Source organism: Pseudomonas nunensis (assembly GCF_024296925.1).
GTDB classification, from domain to species: Bacteria; Pseudomonadota; Gammaproteobacteria; order Pseudomonadales; family Pseudomonadaceae; genus Aquipseudomonas; species Aquipseudomonas nunensis.
In genome coordinates this window covers 933,754-953,341 of sequence record NZ_CP101125.1, presented here as the reverse complement: position 1 = coordinate 953,341, position 19,588 = coordinate 933,754, and the positions used below count along the sequence as shown (strand labels likewise).

16 protein-coding genes are annotated in these 19,588 nt (G+C 60.0%); 7 read left to right on the top strand and 9 right to left on the bottom strand.

Features of this window, described 5'->3' with window-relative positions; translation table 11 throughout:
* Positions 1 to 10: 10 nt before the first annotated feature.
* The gene (locus NK667_RS04395) at positions 11 to 2,956 is read left to right on the top strand and encodes an HD domain-containing phosphohydrolase (RefSeq protein ID WP_054613944.1); all 2,946 of its coding nucleotides are present in this window, start codon (positions 11 to 13) and stop codon (positions 2,954 to 2,956) included.
* Positions 2,957 to 3,082: 126 nt separating this feature from the next.
* On the opposite strand, the gene NK667_RS04390 is transcribed toward NK667_RS04395, so the two are convergent.
* Positions 3,083 to 3,565: a GAF domain-containing protein gene (locus NK667_RS04390; protein WP_054052060.1), complete on the bottom strand. Its 483-nt coding sequence runs from the start codon at positions 3,563 to 3,565 to the stop codon at positions 3,083 to 3,085.
* Positions 3,562 to 4,452, bottom strand: a complete 891-nt coding sequence (locus tag NK667_RS04385; RefSeq protein WP_054613943.1) for an ATP-binding protein — start codon at positions 4,450 to 4,452, stop codon at positions 3,562 to 3,564. The genes NK667_RS04390 and NK667_RS04385 overlap by 4 nt, the downstream gene beginning before the upstream one ends.
* A 154-nt stretch (positions 4,453 to 4,606) precedes the next feature.
* Between NK667_RS04385 and NK667_RS04380 the strand changes: the two genes are divergently transcribed.
* Positions 4,607 to 6,928, top strand: a complete 2,322-nt coding sequence (locus NK667_RS04380) for a hybrid sensor histidine kinase/response regulator (RefSeq protein WP_054052056.1) — start codon at positions 4,607 to 4,609, stop codon at positions 6,926 to 6,928.
* On the opposite strand, the gene NK667_RS04375 is transcribed toward NK667_RS04380, so the two are convergent.
* The 3 genes from NK667_RS04375 to msrB form a co-directional block, all read right to left on the bottom strand.
* Entirely contained in the window at positions 6,912 to 7,373 is a 462-nt protein-coding gene (locus NK667_RS04375) for a MarR family winged helix-turn-helix transcriptional regulator (protein WP_054052054.1), read from the bottom strand. The genes NK667_RS04380 and NK667_RS04375 overlap by 17 nt on opposite strands.
* On the bottom strand, positions 7,370 to 7,855 hold the full coding sequence (locus tag NK667_RS04370; protein ID WP_054613942.1) for a glutathione peroxidase: 486 nt from the start codon (positions 7,853 to 7,855) through the stop codon (positions 7,370 to 7,372). Before NK667_RS04370 ends, NK667_RS04375 begins: the two co-directional genes overlap by 4 nt.
* Positions 7,856 to 8,045: 190 nt before the next feature.
* On the bottom strand, positions 8,046 to 8,438 hold the full coding sequence (gene msrB / locus NK667_RS04365) for a peptide-methionine (R)-S-oxide reductase MsrB (RefSeq protein WP_054613941.1): 393 nt from the start codon (positions 8,436 to 8,438) through the stop codon (positions 8,046 to 8,048).
* Positions 8,439 to 8,663: 225 nt separating this feature from the next.
* Between msrB and NK667_RS04360 the strand changes: the two genes are divergently transcribed.
* Both NK667_RS04360 and htpX read left to right on the top strand, forming a co-directional pair.
* Entirely contained in the window at positions 8,664 to 9,875 is a 1,212-nt protein-coding gene (locus NK667_RS04360) for a pyridoxal phosphate-dependent aminotransferase (RefSeq protein WP_054052048.1), read from the top strand.
* A 316-nt stretch (positions 9,876 to 10,191) separates the two neighbouring features.
* Entirely contained in the window at positions 10,192 to 11,079 is an 888-nt protein-coding gene (htpX, locus tag NK667_RS04355; RefSeq protein WP_010461286.1) for a protease HtpX, read from the top strand.
* Positions 11,080 to 11,278: 199 nt separating this feature from the next.
* Here htpX and NK667_RS04350 read toward each other — a convergent pair whose 3' ends face one another.
* Positions 11,279 to 11,935 carry a thiopurine S-methyltransferase gene (locus NK667_RS04350; protein ID WP_054613940.1) on the bottom strand — a complete coding sequence of 219 codons (657 nt, stop codon included), beginning with the start codon at positions 11,933 to 11,935 and terminating at the stop codon, positions 11,279 to 11,281.
* Between the two features lie 103 nt (positions 11,936 to 12,038).
* Here NK667_RS04350 and NK667_RS04345 point away from each other — a divergent pair, with 103 nt between their 5' ends.
* Positions 12,039 to 12,806, top strand: coding sequence for a DODA-type extradiol aromatic ring-opening family dioxygenase (locus tag NK667_RS04345; protein ID WP_054613939.1), 768 nt, complete (start codon positions 12,039 to 12,041; stop codon positions 12,804 to 12,806).
* 213 nt (positions 12,807 to 13,019) lie between these two features.
* Here the strand turns inward: NK667_RS04345 and NK667_RS04340 are convergent, their stop codons facing one another.
* Positions 13,020 to 14,693: a DEAD/DEAH box helicase gene (locus tag NK667_RS04340; protein ID WP_054052043.1), complete on the bottom strand. Its 1,674-nt coding sequence runs from the start codon at positions 14,691 to 14,693 to the stop codon at positions 13,020 to 13,022.
* A 421-nt stretch (positions 14,694 to 15,114) separates the two neighbouring features.
* On the opposite strand from NK667_RS04340, the gene NK667_RS04335 reads away from it, so the two are divergent.
* Positions 15,115 to 15,906 (top strand): crotonase/enoyl-CoA hydratase family protein, encoded by a 792-nt coding sequence (locus NK667_RS04335; protein WP_054613938.1) that lies wholly within the window; start codon positions 15,115 to 15,117, stop codon positions 15,904 to 15,906.
* A 103-nt stretch (positions 15,907 to 16,009) separates the two neighbouring features.
* Here the strand turns inward: NK667_RS04335 and NK667_RS04330 are convergent, their stop codons facing one another.
* On the bottom strand, positions 16,010 to 16,765 hold the full coding sequence (locus NK667_RS04330) for a spermidine synthase (RefSeq protein ID WP_054613937.1): 756 nt from the start codon (positions 16,763 to 16,765) through the stop codon (positions 16,010 to 16,012).
* 146 nt (positions 16,766 to 16,911) lie between these two features.
* Between NK667_RS04330 and NK667_RS04325 the strand changes: the two genes are divergently transcribed.
* A complete protein-coding gene (locus NK667_RS04325; protein WP_054613936.1) occupies positions 16,912 to 18,258 on the top strand; it encodes a class II 3-deoxy-7-phosphoheptulonate synthase in 1,347 nt (448 codons plus the stop codon).
* Between the two features lie 89 nt (positions 18,259 to 18,347).
* Here NK667_RS04325 and NK667_RS04320 read toward each other — a convergent pair whose 3' ends face one another.
* A complete protein-coding gene (locus tag NK667_RS04320; RefSeq protein ID WP_054613935.1) occupies positions 18,348 to 19,577 on the bottom strand; it encodes a winged helix-turn-helix domain-containing protein in 1,230 nt (409 codons plus the stop codon).
* Between the last annotated feature and the right edge of the window lie 11 nt (positions 19,578 to 19,588).

Here is a 19,588-nt window from a genome sequence, read left to right as displayed (position 1 = left end):
AGAGACTGTAATGCCCAGCCCACTGCGCCCGGATCAACGCCGGTTTCCCCTGCACGTTCATATCAGCGTCATGTTCACCTTCCTGTTGTTGCTGACCGGCGTGGTGCTGGGCATTTTCAATTACCAGCAGACCACGCAGATCATCCTGTCCAGCAGCGAAAAGCTGTTCAATCGCATTGAGCAGGATGTACGCCTGGACCTGCAATCGACCTATGAGCCGATTCGTCACCTGCTGAGCCTGCTGGCCGATACACCGGACACCCAAGCCCCGGCACTTGCGTCGCGCCTGGCGCTGCTCAAGCCGTTCAGCCAATCACTCAAGGACAATCCCAACCTGGCCTCGCTGTACCTGGGCTACGGCAATGGCGATTTCTTCATGGTCCGGCCGTTGCGCACCGAAGCCTTGAAGACGCAGCTCAAGGCGCCGGACACGGCGGCGTATCAGGTGTGGAGCATCGAACATCAGGGCGACGGAGCGCAGGTTGTCTCCCAATTCCTGTTCTACGACCTGGCCCTGAACCTCATCAGCCGCCAACAGATTGCCGACGAAAGCTACGATCCGCGAACTCGCGACTGGTTTACCAATGCTCGCCAGGACACGGACCAGATCACCACAGAACCCTACATTTTCTTCTCTACCCATAACGTCGGCACCACACTGGCCCGGCGCAGTGGCGATGGTGCGGTGATGGGCGCCGACCTGACCCTGGCCGAGCTTTCCGCGACCCTGGCCAAACACGTCGTCACCCCCAGCACCGAGATTGCGTTGTTCGATGCCGAGGGCAATGCGATTGCCTATCCCGACAGCCGCAAACTGATCATCGATGACCAGACCGCCCGCCTTAGCAAAGCCGCCGACCTGAGCCCCGTTCTCGGTGCCCTGCTCGCCAACCCACAGACGGGCAAGCGCCTGGACGTCGCTGGCCGGCAATGGATCGTCGCCCGCAGCCACATGCAGGAGGGTGGCCCCGAGGGTTTACAGATGGCATTGCTGGTGCCCGAGGATGAATTGCTGGTCGATGCCTACCGCATGCGCTGGCAAGGGGCGCTGATCACCCTGGCCACTTTATTGTTGTGCCTGCCGGTGGGTTGGTTGACGTCGCGGATCCTGGTCAAACCCTTGCGTGCGCTGGTGAAGGAAGCCGATGCGATTCGCAGTTTCGATTTCAACTTTCCCGTCAGTCGTCGTTCACCGGTACTGGAAGTCGATCAGTTACATGTTTCGATGGTGCGGATGAAGGACACCTTGGGCAGTTTTTTTCAGATCACCGACAGCCTGTGTGCCGAAACCCGGTTCGCGCCCTTGCTGCAACGGGTGCTGTTTGAAACGGTAAAAATCGCCCAGGCCCAGGCCGGCCTGATCTACCTGCGCGAAAGTGACAGCGATCGCATCGAGCCCCATGGCCTGGTGATCAACGGCGCGTCCCAACCCTTGCCGTCGTTCGGTGTCCAGGGACACGAACTGCAGAACCCGCAGAGCCCTTCGTGGCTGCAACAGTTGGCGGTTACCGACAATGTGGTCGCCAGTCTGGGTTTCGAACAGGCTGGGGATTTGCAAAAAGTCTTGCTGGCCATGGAGAGCCCACGGGTGCATTTGATCGGCATTCGGCTGCGCAATCGGCATAACGAAACCGTCGGGTTGCTGATTTTGCTGCTGGCCGACAGTGGCAGCCCAGGCGACCTGGAAAAACTTCGCCCGGATCGCATCGCGTTTCTGCAAGCGGTGTCCGGCGCGGCGGCGGTGAGTATCGAGAGCCAGCGCCTGCAGGCCAAGCAAAAACAACTGCTGGATTCGTTCATTCAACTGCTGGCCGGCGCGATCGATGCCAAGAGCCCGTACACCGGCGGCCATTGCCAGCGCGTGCCGGCGCTGACCCTGATGCTCGCCCAGGCGGCCGCAGCCAGCCAAGAGCCCGCGTTCAGCGGCTACCAGCCCACCGAAGATGAGTGGGAAGCCCTGCACATTGCCGCCTGGCTCCACGATTGCGGCAAGGTCACCACGCCTGAATATGTGGTCGACAAGGCGACCAAACTGGAAACCCTGAACGATCGCATCCACGAAATCCGCACCCGTTTTGAAGTGCTCAAGCGTGACGCCTGGATCAACTATTGGCAGGCCATCGCTTTGGGTGGCGACGAACAACACCTGGCTGAACTGCGCAATGCCAATCTGGCCGGGCTGGACGATGACTTTGCCTTTATCGCCCGTTGCAACCTGGGCGGCGAAGCGATGGCCGAGGACGACCTCAAGCGTCTGAACCTGATCGCCCAACACACCTGGACCCGAACCCTGGATGATCGCCTGGGGGTGTCTTGGGAAGAGAACCGCCGCCAGGCACGCAATCCCGCGCCGACGCTGCCGGTCAGTGAACCGTTACTGGCGGACAAACCCGAGCACCTGCTGGAACGCGCCGAAAGCGAACTGATCCCGGCCGACAATCCCTGGGGTTTCAAGCTCGATGTGCCGCACCACAAATACAATCGCGGCGAGCTTTACAACCTGAGCATTCCCCGGGGCACCCTGACCCGCGAAGAGCGTTACATCATCAATCACCACATGGTGCAGACGATCCTGATGCTCAGCCACCTGCCCTTCCCTGGCCACCTCAACAACGTCGCGGAAATCGCCGGCGGCCACCACGAAAAAATGGACGGCACCGGTTACCCCAAACAGTTGAAGCGCGACGACATGAGCCTGCCGGCGCGGATGATGGCGATTGCCGATATTTTCGAAGCGCTGACCGCAGCCGATCGCCCCTACAAGAAAGCCAAGTCCTTGAGCGAAGCGCTGGGCATCATGGCCACGATGTGCCGCGATGCCCATATCGATCCCGAGCTGTTCGGGCTGTTTATCAACGAGCAGATTTACCGGCAGTACGCAGAACAATTCCTCGACCCGAAACAGATCGATGTCGTGGATTCGGAAAGCCTGCTGGCCAAGGCAGGCTTACGCTAGCGCCATAGACCAACTGTGGGAGCGGGCTTGCTCGCGAAGGCGGTGTATCAGTTAACACACATAGCGACTGACACACCGCCTTCGCGAGCAAGCCCGCTCCCACAGGAGGTGCGCTTCAACTGGTGGTCAGCAATCCGTCAGGCGCAGGAATATCGCCGCCAGTTGCTCGATACCCGCCTGATCGTCAGCGGTAAACCGCGCCAGTTTCGGGCTGTCCAGGTCCAGCACGCCGATCAGTCGGCCGTCCTTGACCAGTGGCACCACCAGTTCGCTGTTCGAGGCGCTGTCGCAGGCGATATGTCCGGGAAACGCATGCACATCCTCGACCAGTTGCGTCTGCAAAGTCGCCGCTGCCGCCCCGCATACACCACGACCGAACGGAATCCGTACACAGGCGATCTGTCCCTGGAACGGGCCCAGCACCAGCTCTTCGTTGCGATTGAGGTAGAAACCGGCCCAGTTCAGGTCATCGAGCTGATTGAACAAAAACGCAGAAAACTGCGCCGCGTTGGCGATGAAATCCCGCTCGTCCGCCAGCAAGGATTCCAGCTGTGCGTGCAGCATGCCGTAGCCTTCGAGGCCCTGGCCGCTTTGTTGTAAATCGATCATGCCTTGTTCTCCAACAGCTTCAGTCCAACCCAATAACGTGCAAATTGATAAGCGCAACGGCCATTGCGATTGCCACGGCCAGTCGCCCAGCGGACCGCGAGGATATCCAGCTCTTCGGTGCGCTGCCAGGCGAGGCCGGCCTTGTCGGCCAGTTGCCCGATCCAGTGCTCAACCACATTGAGGAAGTGCTCCTGGGTAAACGGATAGAACGACAGCCACAGACCAAAACGGTCCGACAACGCGATCTTGTCTTCCACCGCTTCGCTGGGGTGCAGTTCGCCATCAACGCGTTTCCAGTTTTCGTTATCGCTTTCCTTTTCCGGCACCAGGTGGCGGCGGTTGGACGTGGCGTACAACAGAACGTTGTCCGGCGCTTGCTCCAGGGAGCCGTCGAGCACGCTCTTGAGCACGCGGTAATCGCCTTCGCCGGATTCGAAAGACAGGTCATCGCAGAACAGCACGAAACGCTGGGGCAATTTGGCGATCTGTTCGACGATACGCGGCAAGTCCGCCAAGTGATCGCGCTCGATCTCGATCAGGCGCAAACCGGCGGCAGCGTGCTCGGACAGCAACGCGCGGACCAGCGACGATTTGCCGGTGCCACGCGAGCCCCAGAGCAGCGCATGGTTGGCCGGCATGCCGTCGATAAATTGCTGGGTGTTGCGGCCCAGTTGCTCGACCTGGCGATCGACACCGATCAGGTCGGTCAAACGGGTGTCGAGGCTGACTTGCAGCGGCAACAGGAAACCGCTGCGACCCTCACGCTGCCAGCGCGCGGCCAGGCAATGCGCCCAGTCGATGGTTTGCCGAGGGGCCGGCAGCAGGGGTTCGATACGGGCCAGAACGGCATCGGCGCGTTCAAGAAAAGCATTCAATCGGGAATCCACGTCTTCTCCTCGGGCACGTTTCACAGTAATGATGGCGATACAGCAACTTACAACAACCAGCACCCTCGAAAGAGGATGACGTGGGAACATCGGTATCCATGCATGATCGACTATGCTTGAGCAGCGAAGGGAAACGGAAGTGGTTCAACACCCCATGGATATCAAGTTCACCCACCGGCTGTCATACAAGCAGGCCCGGCTCACTGTGCTGGTCGGTTTCATACTGGGCACCTTGCTCAGTCTGGTGCAAATAGGCATCGATTATGCCAGCGAAGACGCCTCCATCAACCGCGAAATCCTGTCGTTGCTGGAAATCAGCCATAACCCGGCCTCACGCATCGCCTACAACATCGACGCCGAACTCGCCCAGGAACTGACCATGGGCCTGTTGCGTTCGCCGGCGATCATCAGCGCGCAATTGACCGATAACAACAATACCGTGCTGGCCAGCGTCAAGCGCCAGGGCCTGCAAAGCGGTTACCGGGTGATCAGCGACTTCCTGTTCGGCGCCAACCGGCAGTTCGAAGACCGACTCTACCTCGACCATTTACCCAACGAATCCCTCGGCACCTTGAAGCTTGAGGTTGATACCTATTCCTTCGGTAACCGCTTCCTGCGCCGGGCCGAAGTGACCTTGCTCAACGGTTTCGCCCGTAGCCTGATCCTGACCGGCATTCTCCTGGCGCTGTTCTATGTGATGCTGACCAAGCCGCTGGTGCGGGTCATCCGCGAACTCAGCGGCCGCGATCCGCGAAGCGCGGAACCGACGTGGCTGGAATACCCGGCGGGGCATGAAAACGATGAAATCGGTGTTCTGGTCAAAGTGGCCAATCAACAGTTTGAGAACATCGCCACCGAAATCCAGCAACGGCGCAATGCGGAAAACCGCCTGACCGACTACCTCGCGCAACTCGAAAACATCGTCTCGGCGCGCACTGCCGAACTCAAGGCTATCAACACCCGGCTCAGCCAATCGAATGAAGAACTGGAAGTTGCCCGCAGCACCGCACTCGACATGGCTGAAGCGCGCTCGGCGTTCCTGGCTAACATGAGTCACGAGATCCGCACCCCGCTCAACGGTTTGCTGGGGATGATCGCGCTCTCGCTCGATGGCCCGTTGAATGCGGAACAACAACAGCAACTGTCGATCGCGCATGACTCGGGCAAAGTGTTGGTGGAACTGCTCAACGATATCCTCGACCTGTCGAAATTCGACGCCGGGCAACTGGAGCTCGAACATATACCGTTCGACCTCGGCTCATTGATTGAGGACACCGCCAACCTGCTGTCGCAGAACGCCGCACCCAGCGTCGAACTGGCCTGCCTGATCGATCCGCAGTTTCCAGCCCTGGTGCTGGGCGACCCGACCCGGGTGCGGCAGATTGTCAGCAACCTGCTGTCCAACGCCCTCAAGTTCACCCGATTCGGACGGGTCGATGTGCGGCTTTCGACGTTTGAAGATGGCGTGCGCATCGAGGTGTGCGACACCGGTATCGGCATCGCCCAGGATGCGCAGGTCAAAATCTTCCAGCCCTTCACCCAGGCCGGCGCCGGTATTACCCGGCAATTCGGCGGCACCGGGTTGGGCCTGGCCCTCACGTATAACCTCTGCGAAGCGATGCAAGGACGGCTGACGATCAGCTCCGAGGCCGGGTTCGGCAGCCAGTTCTGCGCCGACCTGCCGCTGCCTTGCCACACCCGCGCTATTGCACCTGCGCCACTGCAAGGCAAAGTCATCGCGATTACGACGGCCAGCAGTGGCCTGGCGGAACTCTTGAAAAGCCTGCTGCCGTTATGGGGCCTCGACTATCAGCAGCGCTCCATTGAGGACTCGTTGCTTGGGCTGGATCCCGATGTCCTGATCACCGACTGCCCGGAATGCCTATTCGGCCTGCGCCCCACGCTGACGGCGCCGATTCTGCTGGTGACGGCTTATGGCAGTTTCATGCCCAGCGAAGAAGCTGCGGCCCTGGCGCCCTTGCAACAACAGGCGCGGCCATTGGCCCGCAACGCGCTGTACCAGACACTGCGCCGGGTGTTGCAGCCGGACACAGCGACGATCAACGACGCGCAACTCGTCGCCCTCACGCCCCAACGGCGCGGTCGGGTGCTGCTGGTGGAGGACAACCCGGTCAATCAATTGGTGGCCAAGGGCATGCTCGGCAAACTCGGTTGCGAAGTGGTTGTCGCCGCCCACGGCGCCGAAGCCCTGGATCAACTTGAGCTGAGTGAGTTCGATCTGGTGCTGATGGACTGCAACATGCCGGTGATGGACGGCTACGAAGCCAGTCGGCACATTCGTCGCAGCGGGCGTTGGCCGCAGTTGCCGATCGTCGCCCTGACCGCCAACGCCATGTCCGAAGAACGCGAACGCTGTCGTGTGGCGGGCATGAGCGACTATCTGGCCAAGCCTTTCCGCCGAGAAGAGCTGGCTGCCCTGCTCGACTTGTGGATCCCGACTACGACAGTGCCTTGATCTGCCCCAACAACTGATCGAGGCCGTCACGCAGTTCATTCAGGCGATTCAGGTCCACGCCGCTGTCGCACAGCAGGCGCGCCTTGAGCGGCCCGACCTGCTCGCGCAAGGCTTGGCCGGCGGGCGACAGGCTCAGGTGCACCTCACGCTCATCCCGCGCCGAGCGCTGGCGCTGCACCAGTTGCAGTTGCTCAAGACGCTTGAGCAACGGCGTGAGCGTGCCGGAATCCAGCGCCAGACGTTCGCCCAGCGCCTTGACGGTCGGCTGCTCCGGCGCCTCTTCCTGCCATTCCCACAACACCAGCATCACCAGGTATTGCGGGTAGGTCAGGCCGAGCTGATCGAGCATCGGCTTGTAGCCACGAATCACCGCCCGGGAAGCGGCATACAGCTTGAAGCAGAGCTGGCTGTCGAGTTTCAGGGAATCGGCGGACACGCTGTTCATTTGAGCAGGGCTTCGATCTCGGCGGTCAAGTCCTGCGGCTTGGTGGCCGGGGCGAAGCGCTTGACCAACTGGCCGTCCTTGCCGATCAGGAACTTGGTGAAGTTCCACTTGATGCCTTGGGAACCCAAGAGTCCCGGTGCGCGCTTTTTCAATTGCACGAACAGCGGATGGGCGTCGGAACCGTTGACGTCGATCTTTTTGAACAGCGGGAAGCTGACACCGTAGTTCAGCTCGCAGAACTCGGTAATCACCCCTTCGTTGCCGGGCTCCTGCTTGCCGAACTGGTTGCAGGGGAAACCCAGCACCACCAAGCCTTGATCCTTGTAGGTCTGCCACAGTTCTTCCAGACCTTTGTACTGCGGGGTGAAACCGCATTTGCTGGCGGTATTGACCACCAACACGGCTTTGCCGGCAAAGTCGGACAGGGTTTTCTGTTCACCCTTGATGGTAGTGACCGGGATGTTCAGCAGGTTGTCGCTCATGGGTTCGGGCTCCAGATGAAGGAAGAAGCGTCAAACATAGTAAGCAATTGAATTGTGTGCAATCTAATTATTCAATACCGATCCCCTGTAGGAGCGAAGCTTGCTCGCGAAGGCGTCGTGTCAGTCAACTTCTGTGTTGAATGTTAAGACGCCTTCGCGAGCAAGCTTCGCTCCTACGGGACTCGGATTACTAGCGTGGCACCAAGTCCAGGCACACCGAGTTGATGCAGTAACGCAAACCGGTCGGTGGCGGGCCATCCGGGAACACGTGCCCCAGGTGCGCATCGCACTTGGCGCAGACCACTTCGGTGCGGATCATGCCGTGGCTGACGTCACGGATCTCGACCATCGCACTCTCGCCGATCGGCGCGTAGAAGCTCGGCCAGCCGCAGCCGGAATCGAATTTGGTCTTGGAATCGAACAACGGCTCGTTGCAGCAGATGCAGTGATAGACGCCGTCAGTCTTGGTGTCGTTGTACTTGCCGGAGAACGGCCGTTCGGTGCCCTTGAGGCGGCAAACGTTGTACTGCTCCGGGTCGAGCATCGCCTTCCATTCTTCCAGGGTTTTATCCAACTTTTCCATCGTCACACCTCAGCAGCTGAAAAAGCCCGATCTGTACCTTTTCCACGGATCGGGCGGCACGTATGATTGCGCCTCGTCAAACGCCAGTCTGGCAGCCAGACCCCGCGCATTCAAACGGATTATGAGTGTCGCCATTGAAGGCGTCAGGCCTGTGTGATTACGCAGGATTCCCAGTACGGTTGTCCATCCGCCGCCTGGATCGTTCATTTTCGGGAACACATCGCCATGCAGGTCAGCAAATCGAACAAGCTCGCCAACGTCTGCTACGACATTCGCGGCCCAGTGCTCAAGCACGCCAAACGCCTGGAAGAGGAAGGCCATCGCATCCTCAAGCTGAACATCGGCAACCCGGCGCCCTTTGGTTTCGAAGCGCCGGATGAAATCCTCCAGGACGTGATCCGCAATCTGCCGACCGCCCAGGGCTATAGCGACTCCAAGGGCCTGTTCAGCGCCCGCAAAGCCGTGATGCAGTATTACCAGCAGAAGCAGGTCGAAGGCGTCGGTATCGAAGACATCTACCTGGGCAACGGCGTGTCCGAGCTGATCGTGATGTCGATGCAGGCCCTGCTCAACAACGGCGACGAAGTGCTGGTGCCGGCTCCGGATTACCCGCTGTGGACCGCCGCCGTGAGCCTGGCGGGCGGCAACCCGGTGCATTATCTGTGCGACGAGGGTGCCGACTGGTTCCCGGACCTGGCCGACATCAAGGCCAAGATCACCCCGAACACCAAGGCCCTGGTGATCATCAACCCGAACAACCCGACCGGCGCGGTGTATTCGAAGGAAGTGTTGCTGGGCATGCTCGAACTGGCCCGTTCGCACAATCTGGTGGTGTTCTCCGACGAGATCTACGACAAGATCTTGTACGACGATGCCGTGCACATCTGCACCGCTTCTCTGGCGCCGGACCTGTTGTGCCTGACCTTCAACGGTCTGTCCAAGTCCTACCGCGTGGCCGGTTTCCGTTCCGGCTGGATCGCCATTTCCGGGCCGAAACACCACGCCCAGAGCTACATCGAAGGCATCGACATGCTGGCGAACATGCGCCTGTGTGCCAACGTGCCAAGCCAGCACGCGATCCAGACCGCACTCGGCGGCTATCAGAGCATCAATGACCTGGTCTTGCCTCAAGGTCGCTTGCTGGAACAACGCAACCGCACCTGGGAATTGCTCAATGACATTCCGGGCGTGAGCTGCGTCAAGCCGATGGGCGCGCTGTATGCGTTCCCGCGGATCGATCCGAAAGTCTGCCCGATTCACAACGACGAGAAGTTCGTGCTCGACCTGCTGCTCTCCGAGAAGCTGCTGGTGGTGCAAGGCACGGCGTTCAACTGGCCATGGCCGGATCACTTCCGCGTCGTCACCCTGCCCCGGGTCGACGAACTGGATCAGGCCATCGGCCGGATCGGCAACTTCCTCAAGACTTACCGCCAGTAAGCCGACGGTCACCGTGCGGCGCAGGTCCGGGTCGCACGGTGATTGATTCAGCAACACATCTCTATATCTTGCCGCACACCCTTGTTGCCATCGCTGCCTGATGACGGTATCTGCGCTCGCGTCTAACAAAGACGGGGGCTACGCGGTTAATCGTCTGTCAAACCCTTCCTGCGTCCGCGTCGGAAATGCCCTGCACGCAGCTAAACTATTGCTGTAGGACACAGTTTGAAATAGTCACCCGGTTGAATAGCGCGGTGCAGCACCTTATATACCCCGCAGTACGCTACATCTTTAGTATGAGGAGATTTCTACAACCATGATGCGCATCCTGCTGTTTTTGGCCACTAACCTGGCGGTCGTGCTGATTGCCAGCATCACCCTGAGCCTTTTCGGCTTCAACGGGTTCATGGCGGCCAACGGGGTTGATCTCAACCTCAATCAGCTGCTGATTTTCTGTGCGGTCTTCGGTTTCGCCGGTTCCCTGTTCTCGCTGTTCATCTCCAAGTGGATGGCGAAGATGAGCACCAGCACCCAAATCATCAGCCAGCCGCGCACCCGTCACGAGCAATGGCTGCTGCAAACGGTCGAGCAACTGTCCCGGGAAGCCGGGATCAAGATGCCTGAAGTCGGGATTTTCCCGGCCTACGAGGCAAACGCCTTCGCCACCGGCTGGAACAAGAACGACGCGCTGGTCGCGGTCAGCCAAGGATTGCTCGAGCGGTTCTCGCCGGATGAAGTCAAAGCCGTGCTGGCCCACGAGATCGGTCACGTGGCCAATGGCGACATGGTCACCCTGGCCCTGATCCAGGGCGTGGTGAACACCTTCGTGATGTTCTTCGCGCGGATCATCGGCAACTTTGTCGACAAGGTGATTTTCAAGAACGAAGAAGGCCAGGGCATCGCCTATTACATCGCGACCATCTTCGCCGAACTGGTGCTGGGTATCCTGGCCAGCTCGATCGTCATGTGGTTCTCGCGCAAACGCGAATTCCGCGCTGACGAAGCCGGCGCACGCCTGGCCGGTACCAGCGCAATGATCGGCGCCCTGCAACGCCTGCGGGCCGAACAAGGTCTGCCGGTACACATGCCGGACACCCTGAACGCCTTTGGCATCAACGGTGGCATCAAACAGGGCTTCGCTCGCATGTTCATGAGCCACCCGCCGCTGGAAGAGCGTATTGACGCGTTGCGTCGTCGGGGCTGATTGGCTTCGCACTAAAAGAAAAGGCCCGCATTCGATGCGGGCCTTTTTTTGTCTGCTGGTTTTTGTGGTGCTCAGTCGGGCCTCATCGCGAGCAAGCTCGCTCCCACAGTTGACCGAGTTGAAACACAATTTTTTGATCACCACAGATCCATTGTGGGAGCGAGCTTGCTCGCGATGAGGCAATCAAACTCGCCACACCTTAACGACTGGAAACCCGATACACCCGCTCTTCAAGCCGTGTCACGCCGCTCTCGACAAACTTCCAGCTCTCACCCAGAACATCCTGGTCTTCCAGAATCTTCAGCTCCCACGATGCGCCAAACAGCTTCTGCACTTCGTCATCCAGCACCGCAAACGGCGGGCCGTCCTTTTGCGCCTGGTCGTAATCCAGGGTGATCAAAATTCCCAGGGAATCCTTCGGCAGAATCCGTTTCAGGTGCTCGGCGTATTGCTCACGCATCTTCGGCGGCAAAGCGATCAACGCCGCGCGGTCGTACAACGCGCTGCAATCAGCCACATCGCCGGCAGTCAGTGCGAAGAAATCGCCGCACCAGATTTCAATCGAGCCTGCACGATATACGGTGAAAGGGCCCTGGTCGCTGACGTCCGGGTCGAATTGATGCTCATGGAAAAAATCTTCCACGGCTTTTTCCGACAACTCGACGCCCAGCACCTCGTGACCGCATTTGGCCAGCCACAGCAGATCCAGGCTTTTCCCGCATAGCGGCACGAGCACCCGCGCGCCCTCTTCCAGGCTCAGTTGCGGCCAGTACCGTTGCAGATATGGATTCACTTCCGGCAGGTGGAAGCCGATCTGATTCGTCGTCCACCGCTTGTGCCAAAACTCCGGCTGCATAATTAATCCCGAAAATTCGATCAAAAGACCCTAAAACTTATATTAGATTTAGATCAATGATCTGACTGAAGATGACGCCATCTTACCCCTCAGGAGCTCATTCATGTTCCCCAGCCTGTACATATCCCATGGTTCGCCCATGTTGGCACTGGAACCGGGCGCCAGCGGCCCGGCCCTGGCGCGCCTGGCTGCAGAAATGCCGAAACCGAAAGCCATCGTGATCGTGTCTGCGCACTGGGAAAGCAACGAGCTGCTGGTCAGCGGCAATCCGCAGCCTGACACCTGGCATGACTTCGGTGGCTTCCCCAAAGCCCTGTTCGACGTGCAATACCCGGCACCCGGCGATCCACAACTGGCCGCCGAGGTGGTCGAGTTGCTGAAAGCCGATGGTCTGCCGGCGCGCATCGACGCCAAGCGGCCGTTTGATCACGGGGTCTGGGTGCCCTTGTCATTGATGTACCCGCAGGCCGATATTCCAGTGGTACAAGTCTCGCTGCCGACCCGTGGCGGCCCGGCGCTACAAACCCGTGTCGGTCATGCGCTGGCCAGTCTGCGTGAACACGGCGTGCTGTTGATCGGCTCCGGCAGCATCACCCACAACCTGCGTGAACTGGACTGGCATGCCGGCCCGGAGAGCGTTGAACCGTGGGCCAAGGCGTTCCGCGACTGGATGATTGAGAAACTCGCTGCCAACGACGAGGCCGCGCTGCATGATTATCGTCAGCAGGCGCCGAATGCTGTGCGCAACCATCCGAGTGATGAGCATTTGCTACCGCTGTACTTTGCCCGTGGGGCCGGGGGTGAGTTCGGGATTGCGCACCAGGGGTTCACCATGGGGGCGCTGGGGATGGATATTTACCGGTTTGGCTGATCGGTAGACCGAGTTGCCCTCATTCGCGAGCAAGCCCGCTCCCACAGGGATCTCCAGTGAACACAACATCTGTGTATAACAGAGATCCCCTGTGGGAGCGGGCTTGCTCGCGAAGGGCGCGACTCGGTCTCCAGCCAAACACAAACAGCAGGCAAAAAAATCCCCGAACCAGTCGGGGATTTTTTATGTGCGATCAATCAGCCCGAGAGCGGATTAATCTTCGCGATAGCGACGCAGCTTCAACTGCTTGCCAGCAACGCGAGTGTCCTTCAGTTTGGTCAGGAGTTTTTCCAGACCATCTTCCGGCAGCTCGACGAGGCTGAAGCTGTCACGCACCTGGATGCGACCGATTGCTTCGCGAGCCAGGCCACCTTCGTTCAGGATAGCGCCCAGCAGGTTCTTGGCAGCGATACCATCACGCGCACCCAGCGCGGTACGGCAACGAGCACGACCTTCAGCCAATGGAACCGGAGCACGACGCTCACGATCACCACGGTCCGGACGATCACCGGTACGCTCTGGACGATCGCCACGTGGTGCGTTGTTCGGCACCAGTGGACGTTCTTTCTCGATTGCAGCCAGGGTCAACGCCTGAGCGTTGGTGGCTTTGCGCAACAGAGCAGCGGCCAGGGCACGCGGGGTGCAACCGATGTCAGCGGTCAGGCGATCAAGCAGATCACCGTGAGTCGATTCGGCATCAGCCACCAGCGGCGACAGGCTGTTGGTCAACTTCTTGATGCGGGCATCAAGAACAGCTTGAGCGTCCGGCAGGCGAACTTCGGCAACCTTTTGACCGGTTACACGCTCGATCACTTGCAGCATGCGGCGCTCACGAGGAGTAACCAGCAGCAGTGCACGACCTTCGCGACCAGCACGGCCGGTACGGCCGATACGGTGAACGTAGGACTCAGGGTCGTACGGCATGTCAACGTTGAACACGTGAGTGATGCGCGGAACGTCCAGGCCACGAGCAGCTACGTCGGTCGCAACAACGATGTCCAGACGGCCATCCTTGAGGGATTCGATTACGCGCTCACGTTGGTTCTGAGCAATGTCACCGTTCAGCGCAGCGGCTTTGTAGCCTTTGGCTTCCAGGGCACTGGCCAGATCCAGGGTCGCTTGCTTGGTGCGCACGAACATGATCAGGGCGTCGAAGTCTTCGACTTCCAGCAGGCTCAATACAGCCGAGGTCTTCTGGTCAGCGTGAACCAACAGGTGAGCCTGTTCGATCGCGGTAACGGTCTGAGTCTTGGTCTGGATCTTCACGTGCTGCGGATCACGCAGGTGACGCTCGGCAATGGCACGGATCGACTGCGGCAGGGTCGCCGAGAACAATACGGTCTGACGGGTTGGTGGCAGAGCCTTGAAGATAACTTCGAGGTCGTCCATGAAACCCAGTTTGAGCATTTCGTCCGCTTCGTCCAGAACCAGGTGGTTCACGGTCGACAGGACTTTTTCGTCACGACGCAGGTGGTCGCACAGACGACCCGGAGTGGCGACAACGATCTGTGCGCCATTACGGATTGCTTTCAGTTGTGGGCCCATAGGGGCGCCGCCGTAAACGGCCACAACGGTAACGCCCGGCATTTGCTTGGCGTAGGTTTCGAAAGCGGTTGCTACTTGCAGCGCCAACTCACGGGTTGGCGCCAGGATCAGGGCTTGCGGCTCGCGCTTGGCAGGATCGATGCGATGCAGGATAGGCAGTGCGAACGCGGCGGTTTTACCGGTACCGGTTTGCGCCTGGCCAATCATGTCGTGGCCGGCCATGATGATCGGGATCGATTGCTGCTGAATAGCCGAAGGTTCTTCGTAGCCGGTCGCAATGACGGCTGCAAGAATATTCGGATTAAGATTAAAAGCGGCGAAGCCGCCGGTTTCCTGGGTCATGGGTCTGCCTCTAAGTGCATCCGCAAAGACCCATGCTCCAAAGCTGCGCATGCCGTGTAAGACTCAAGAGTCGCCCTGGCTGCTTTGTCGGCGGGGATTTGCGAAAACGAATGAATGAAAAAGATTCGTCAAGGGAGAGTCCGCTGTGCGGACGTGCAGCCGAAGCTGACTTCGGGGAATTGCGCTACCTAAACGCGGCCCGGTTAAAGGCCGGCGCGCACTATACCGGAATTCGGCCAAAAAGGGAGCATTATTTGTCGGAAAACTGACGTATATACCGTTGTGTCACAGGCTTTGCGGATAATCGTGCAACGGTCTATTTTTCAAAGGCCCGGCCCTGCTGGTGATGGCGCTAAAACGGTTCACCCTTGTGACGCAGACCTTCGGTCTGACCTCCCCTTCCCGCCCGAGGAAATGCCCCATGAATCAGACCGTTTCCAGCCGTGTCAGCCGTGAACGACGTGGTCATGTCTTGTTACTTGGCCTGGACCGGGTCGCCAAGCGCAACGCCTTCGACCTGGATCTGCTTAACGAGCTGAGCCTGGCCTACGGCGAGTTCGAGGCCGACAGCGAGGCGCGGGTCGCGGTGGTGTTCGGCCATGGCGAGCATTTCACCGCCGGGCTCGACCTGATCAATGCCAGCGCCGCCCTCGCCGAAGGCTGGCAGGCGCCACCCGGCGGCTGTGATCCGTGGGGCGTGTTCGCCGGGCCACGGGTGAGCAAACCGGTGATCGTCGCCGCGCAAGGTTACTGCCTGACCATAGGCATCGAGCTGATGCTGGCCGCCGACATCAACCTCTGCGCCAGCAACACCCGTTTCGCGCAGATGGAAGTGCAGCGCGGGATCTTCCCGTTCGGCGGCGCCACGTTGCGCCTGCATCAGGTCGCCGGCTGGGGCAACGCCATGCGCTGGCTGCTGACCGGCGATGAATTCGACGCGCATGACGCGTTGCGCCTGGGATTGGTCCAGGAAGTCATGGCCAGCGAGGATTTGTTGCCAAGGGCGATTGAACTGGCGGAGCGCATCGCCCGGCAGGCGCCACTGGGGGTTCAGGCGACGTTGATGTCTGCCAGACAGGCGCGTTATGAAGGGGAAACGGCGGCGGCACAGGCGTTGCCGCCGATGGTGAAGAAGTTGCTGGCCAGTGAGGACGCCAAGGAAGGTGTGCGGTCGATGATTGAGAAGCGGCCGGGCGTTTTCAAAGGGGTTTGAGGTTTGCGGATATTGCCTTCGCGGGCAAGCCTCGCTCCTACAGGTCATGCGCAACCTTTGTGGGAGCGGGCTTGCTCGCGAAGGGGCCCTCACAGGCACCACATCAAGTCGCCGGCCGAATCGCCTTGATCAACGACAGCAACGAATACCCCAACTGCGGCGCCAGCCCTTCGGCCCGGGCGATCAGGCTGTCCATGTCCAGTTCCTGATCCAGCTCCGACGGCACGATCAGGATCACGTTGCCCTCCTTCACCGGCAGTTCCCAGTAATGCCGGTGATAGAGCCCGCGAAACAATGCCGCCCCCAGCGGTTTACCGTCGTCGGTGGCCCACTGATTGATCACCAGCCAGCCACCCGGGTTCAGGCGTTTCTGACAGTTTTCCAGAAAGCTCCAGGCCAGATGCCCGACGCCCGGCCCGACATCGGTATAGAGATCGACGAAAATCAGGTCGGCCGGCTCAGCCGTTTCCAGCAACTCCAGCGCATCGCCAACGCGGATGTACAGTCGGGGATCGTCATCCAGCCCGAGGTATTCGATGGCCAGGCGCGGCACGTCGGGGCGTAACTCGATGGCTTCGACGTCTTCCAGCGGCAGGAACTTGAGGCAAGCCTGGGTCAGCGTCCCGGCGCCGAGACCAAGGAACAGCGCGCTTTCCGGCTGCTCGTGGCACAACGCACCGATCAGCATGGCGCGGGTGTAGTCGTACTCCAGCCAGCTCGGGTCAGCAGTGAACACGCAGCTTTGCTCGATGGCATCGCCGAATTCGAGAAAGCGATAATCGGCCACTTCCAGCACGCGAATCACGCCGAACTCATCCTGTACCTCGGCGAGCAGATGCTCGACGCGCTCCTCAGTCATTTCGTCTCCAGATCGTCACCGGGCCCGGCAACCAATACACCGCAACATGAAGCGGCAAAGGCGCGATTGTCCGCGAAGCGACGGGAACAGGTCACGCACTAATTGCTGATAACATAAGGACCCGTGCGTAAACACTAGAGACCGTGATGAGCCAACCCTGGAGCCCTGACAGCTGGCGTGCCCTGCCGATCCAGCAACAACCCCGCTATCCCGACGCCGCGCATTTGCTGCACGTCGAGCAAACCCTGGCCAGCTATCCGCCGCTGGTGTTTGCAGGTGAAGCCCGGGAGTTGCGCCGTCAGTTTGCCGAAGTAACCCAGGGCCGCGCGTTTCTGTTGCAGGGCGGCGACTGCGCCGAAAGCTTCGCCGAATTCTCCGCCGCGAAGATCCGCGACACCTTTAAAGTGCTGCTGCAAATGGCGATCGTCATGACCTTCGCCGCCGGCTGCCCGGTGGTCAAGGTCGGGCGCATGGCGGGCCAGTTCGCCAAACCGCGTTCGTCGAATGACGAAACCATCGACGGCGTAACCTTGCCGGCCTACCGTGGCGACATCGTCAACGGCATCGGTTTCGACGAAAAAAGCCGCGTTCCAGACCCGGAACGCCTGCTGCAGTCCTATCACCAGTCCACCGCGACTCTGAACCTGCTGCGCGCCTTTGCCCAGGGCGGGTTTGCCGACCTGCATCAAGTGCACAAGTGGAACCTGGATTTCATCGCCAACTCGGCCCTGGCCGAGAAGTACAGCCACTTGGCCGATCGCATCGATGAAACCCTGGCCTTCATGCGCGCCTGCGGCATGGACAGTTCGCCGCAACTGCGCGAAACCAGTTTCTTCACCGCCCACGAAGCGCTGCTGCTGAACTACGAACAAGCCTTCGTGCGTCGCGACAGCCTGACCAACGATTACTACGATTGCTCGGCCCACATGCTGTGGATCGGCGACCGCACCCGCCAGCTTGACGGCGCACACGTGGAATTCCTGCGCGGAGTGAACAACCCGATCGGGGTGAAAGTCGGCCCGAGCATGAACCCGGAAGACTTGATTCGCCTGATCGATGTGCTCAACCCGGACAACGACCCGGGCCGCTTGAACCTGATCGCGCGGATGGGCGCGAACAAGGTCGGCGATCACTTGCCACAACTGATCCGTGCCGTGGAACGTGAAGGCAAGAAAGTGCTCTGGAGTTCCGACCCGATGCACGGTAATACCATCAAGGCCAGCAGCGGCTACAAGACCCGCGACTTCGCGCAGATCCTCGGCGAAGTGAAGCAGTTCTTCCAGGTGCACGAAGCGGAAGGCACCTATGCCGGCGGTATCCACATCGAAATGACCGGGCAGAACGTCACCGAATGCATTGGTGGCGCGCGGCCGATTACTGAAGACGGGTTGTCGGATCGGTACCACACCCATTGCGATCCGCGGATGAATGCCGATCAGTCGCTGGAATTGGCGTTTTTGATTGCTGAGACGTTGAAGCAAGTCCGCCGTTAAATCGCGTCGAGCCCTTCGCGGGCAAGCCTCGCTCCTACAGGATTACGCGATCCTTTGTAGGAGCGAGGCTTGCCCGCGAAGGCGTCCTTTCAATCACCGCCAACGCTGGCCAATGCCACCCTCAACCGATCCGCACTCACCCGCTGACAATTCAACTGCACATGCTCCAACCCCAGCCAATCCGCCATTTGCCGCAAATTGACCGCCAACGCCAGCATCCCCGCCTCATCCAGCCCCGGTTCTTCCTCATGTACCGCATGCACCGCCAACCGGCCCAGCGCCCGTTCAGCGCGCAGATCAACTCGCGCAGCAATCCGTTCATTGTGCAAAAACGGCAGCACGTAATAGCCGTAGACCCGCTTGTCCTGCGGCGTGTAAATCTCCAGCCGATAGCGAAAATCGAACATGCGCTCAGTGCGGCTGCGCTCCCAGATCAGCGAATCAAACGGCGACAGCAACGCGCTGCTCTCGACCTTGCGCGGCACTTTGGGCTCGGGCAAACAGTAGGCCGGTTGCCGCCAACTTTGCACTTCGCAGGCCAGCAACTCTCCACTCTCGACCAGCTCCGCCAATCGCAACCGACTGTCGGCCGGGTTCAAACGAAAGTAGTCGCGCAAATCCTTTTCCGTGCCGACACCCAACGCCGTAGCCGCATGCAATAACAACCCGCGCTGAGCCTCGGCTTCGGTGAGCAAAGGTTGCTGGAGAATCGCCGAAGGAATCACCCGCTCCGGCAGATCATAAAGTCGCTCGAAGCCACGCCGCCCGGCGACAGTTACTTCACCGGCGGCAAACAACCATTCCAGCGCATGCTTCTCGGCGCTCCAGTCCCACCACGGCCCGGCCCGTTCCTGGCGGGTCGACAGGCTTCCCGCACCCAACGCGCCCAGCTCTTCAACGGATGCCAGCACCCGACGAATCGTGTCTTGTTGCTCACGACCGAAACGCGCCAATTGCTGATAGATGTCTTCGCCACGGGTCGCACGCTGCATGCGCCAGCGCATCAACGGATACATGGACAACGGCAACAGCGAAGCTTCATGGCCCCAATATTCGAACAACGTGCGTCGCCGGCCCTGACTCCAGGCAGCCTGATCGAGCAGTTCGGGTGAGTAGTTACCAAGACGGGAAAACAGCGGAAGGTAGTGCGAACGCACTAACGCATTGACGGAGTCGATCTGCAAGATGCCCAGGCGTTCGATCAGCCGGTTGAGCTGCACCGGTTTGATCGCCGCTGGCGGCTGACGCCCGTTGAACCCTTGGGCAGCCAGTGCCAGACGTCGAGCCTGTTTGATGGAAAAGGACAGCGTTGCGGGCATGAGCACCTCCT

Coding starts and splice junctions, on each gene's coding strand:
- NK667_RS04395 (WP_054613944.1), top strand. CDS start 11: ATGCCCAGCCCACTGCGCCCGGATCAACGCCGGTTTCCCCTGCACGTT.
- NK667_RS04330 (WP_054613937.1), bottom strand. CDS start 16,765: ATGACTGAGGAGCGCGTCGAGCATCTGCTCGCCGAGGTACAGGATGAG.
- NK667_RS04390 (WP_054052060.1), bottom strand. CDS start 3,565: ATGATCGATTTACAACAAAGCGGCCAGGGCCTCGAAGGCTACGGCATG.
- NK667_RS04320 (WP_054613935.1), bottom strand. CDS start 19,577: ATGCCCGCAACGCTGTCCTTTTCCATCAAACAGGCTCGACGTCTGGCA.
- htpX (WP_010461286.1), top strand. CDS start 10,192: ATGATGCGCATCCTGCTGTTTTTGGCCACTAACCTGGCGGTCGTGCTG.
- NK667_RS04350 (WP_054613940.1), bottom strand. CDS start 11,935: ATGCAGCCGGAGTTTTGGCACAAGCGGTGGACGACGAATCAGATCGGC.
- NK667_RS04370 (WP_054613942.1), bottom strand. CDS start 7,855: ATGAGCGACAACCTGCTGAACATCCCGGTCACTACCATCAAGGGTGAA.
- NK667_RS04380 (WP_054052056.1), top strand. CDS start 4,607: ATGGATATCAAGTTCACCCACCGGCTGTCATACAAGCAGGCCCGGCTC.
- msrB (WP_054613941.1), bottom strand. CDS start 8,438: ATGGAAAAGTTGGATAAAACCCTGGAAGAATGGAAGGCGATGCTCGAC.
- NK667_RS04325 (WP_054613936.1), top strand. CDS start 16,912: ATGAGCCAACCCTGGAGCCCTGACAGCTGGCGTGCCCTGCCGATCCAG.
- NK667_RS04340 (WP_054052043.1), bottom strand. CDS start 14,693: ATGACCCAGGAAACCGGCGGCTTCGCCGCTTTTAATCTTAATCCGAAT.
- NK667_RS04345 (WP_054613939.1), top strand. CDS start 12,039: ATGTTCCCCAGCCTGTACATATCCCATGGTTCGCCCATGTTGGCACTG.
- NK667_RS04335 (WP_054613938.1), top strand. CDS start 15,115: ATGAATCAGACCGTTTCCAGCCGTGTCAGCCGTGAACGACGTGGTCAT.
- NK667_RS04375 (WP_054052054.1), bottom strand. CDS start 7,373: ATGAACAGCGTGTCCGCCGATTCCCTGAAACTCGACAGCCAGCTCTGC.
- NK667_RS04360 (WP_054052048.1), top strand. CDS start 8,664: ATGCAGGTCAGCAAATCGAACAAGCTCGCCAACGTCTGCTACGACATT.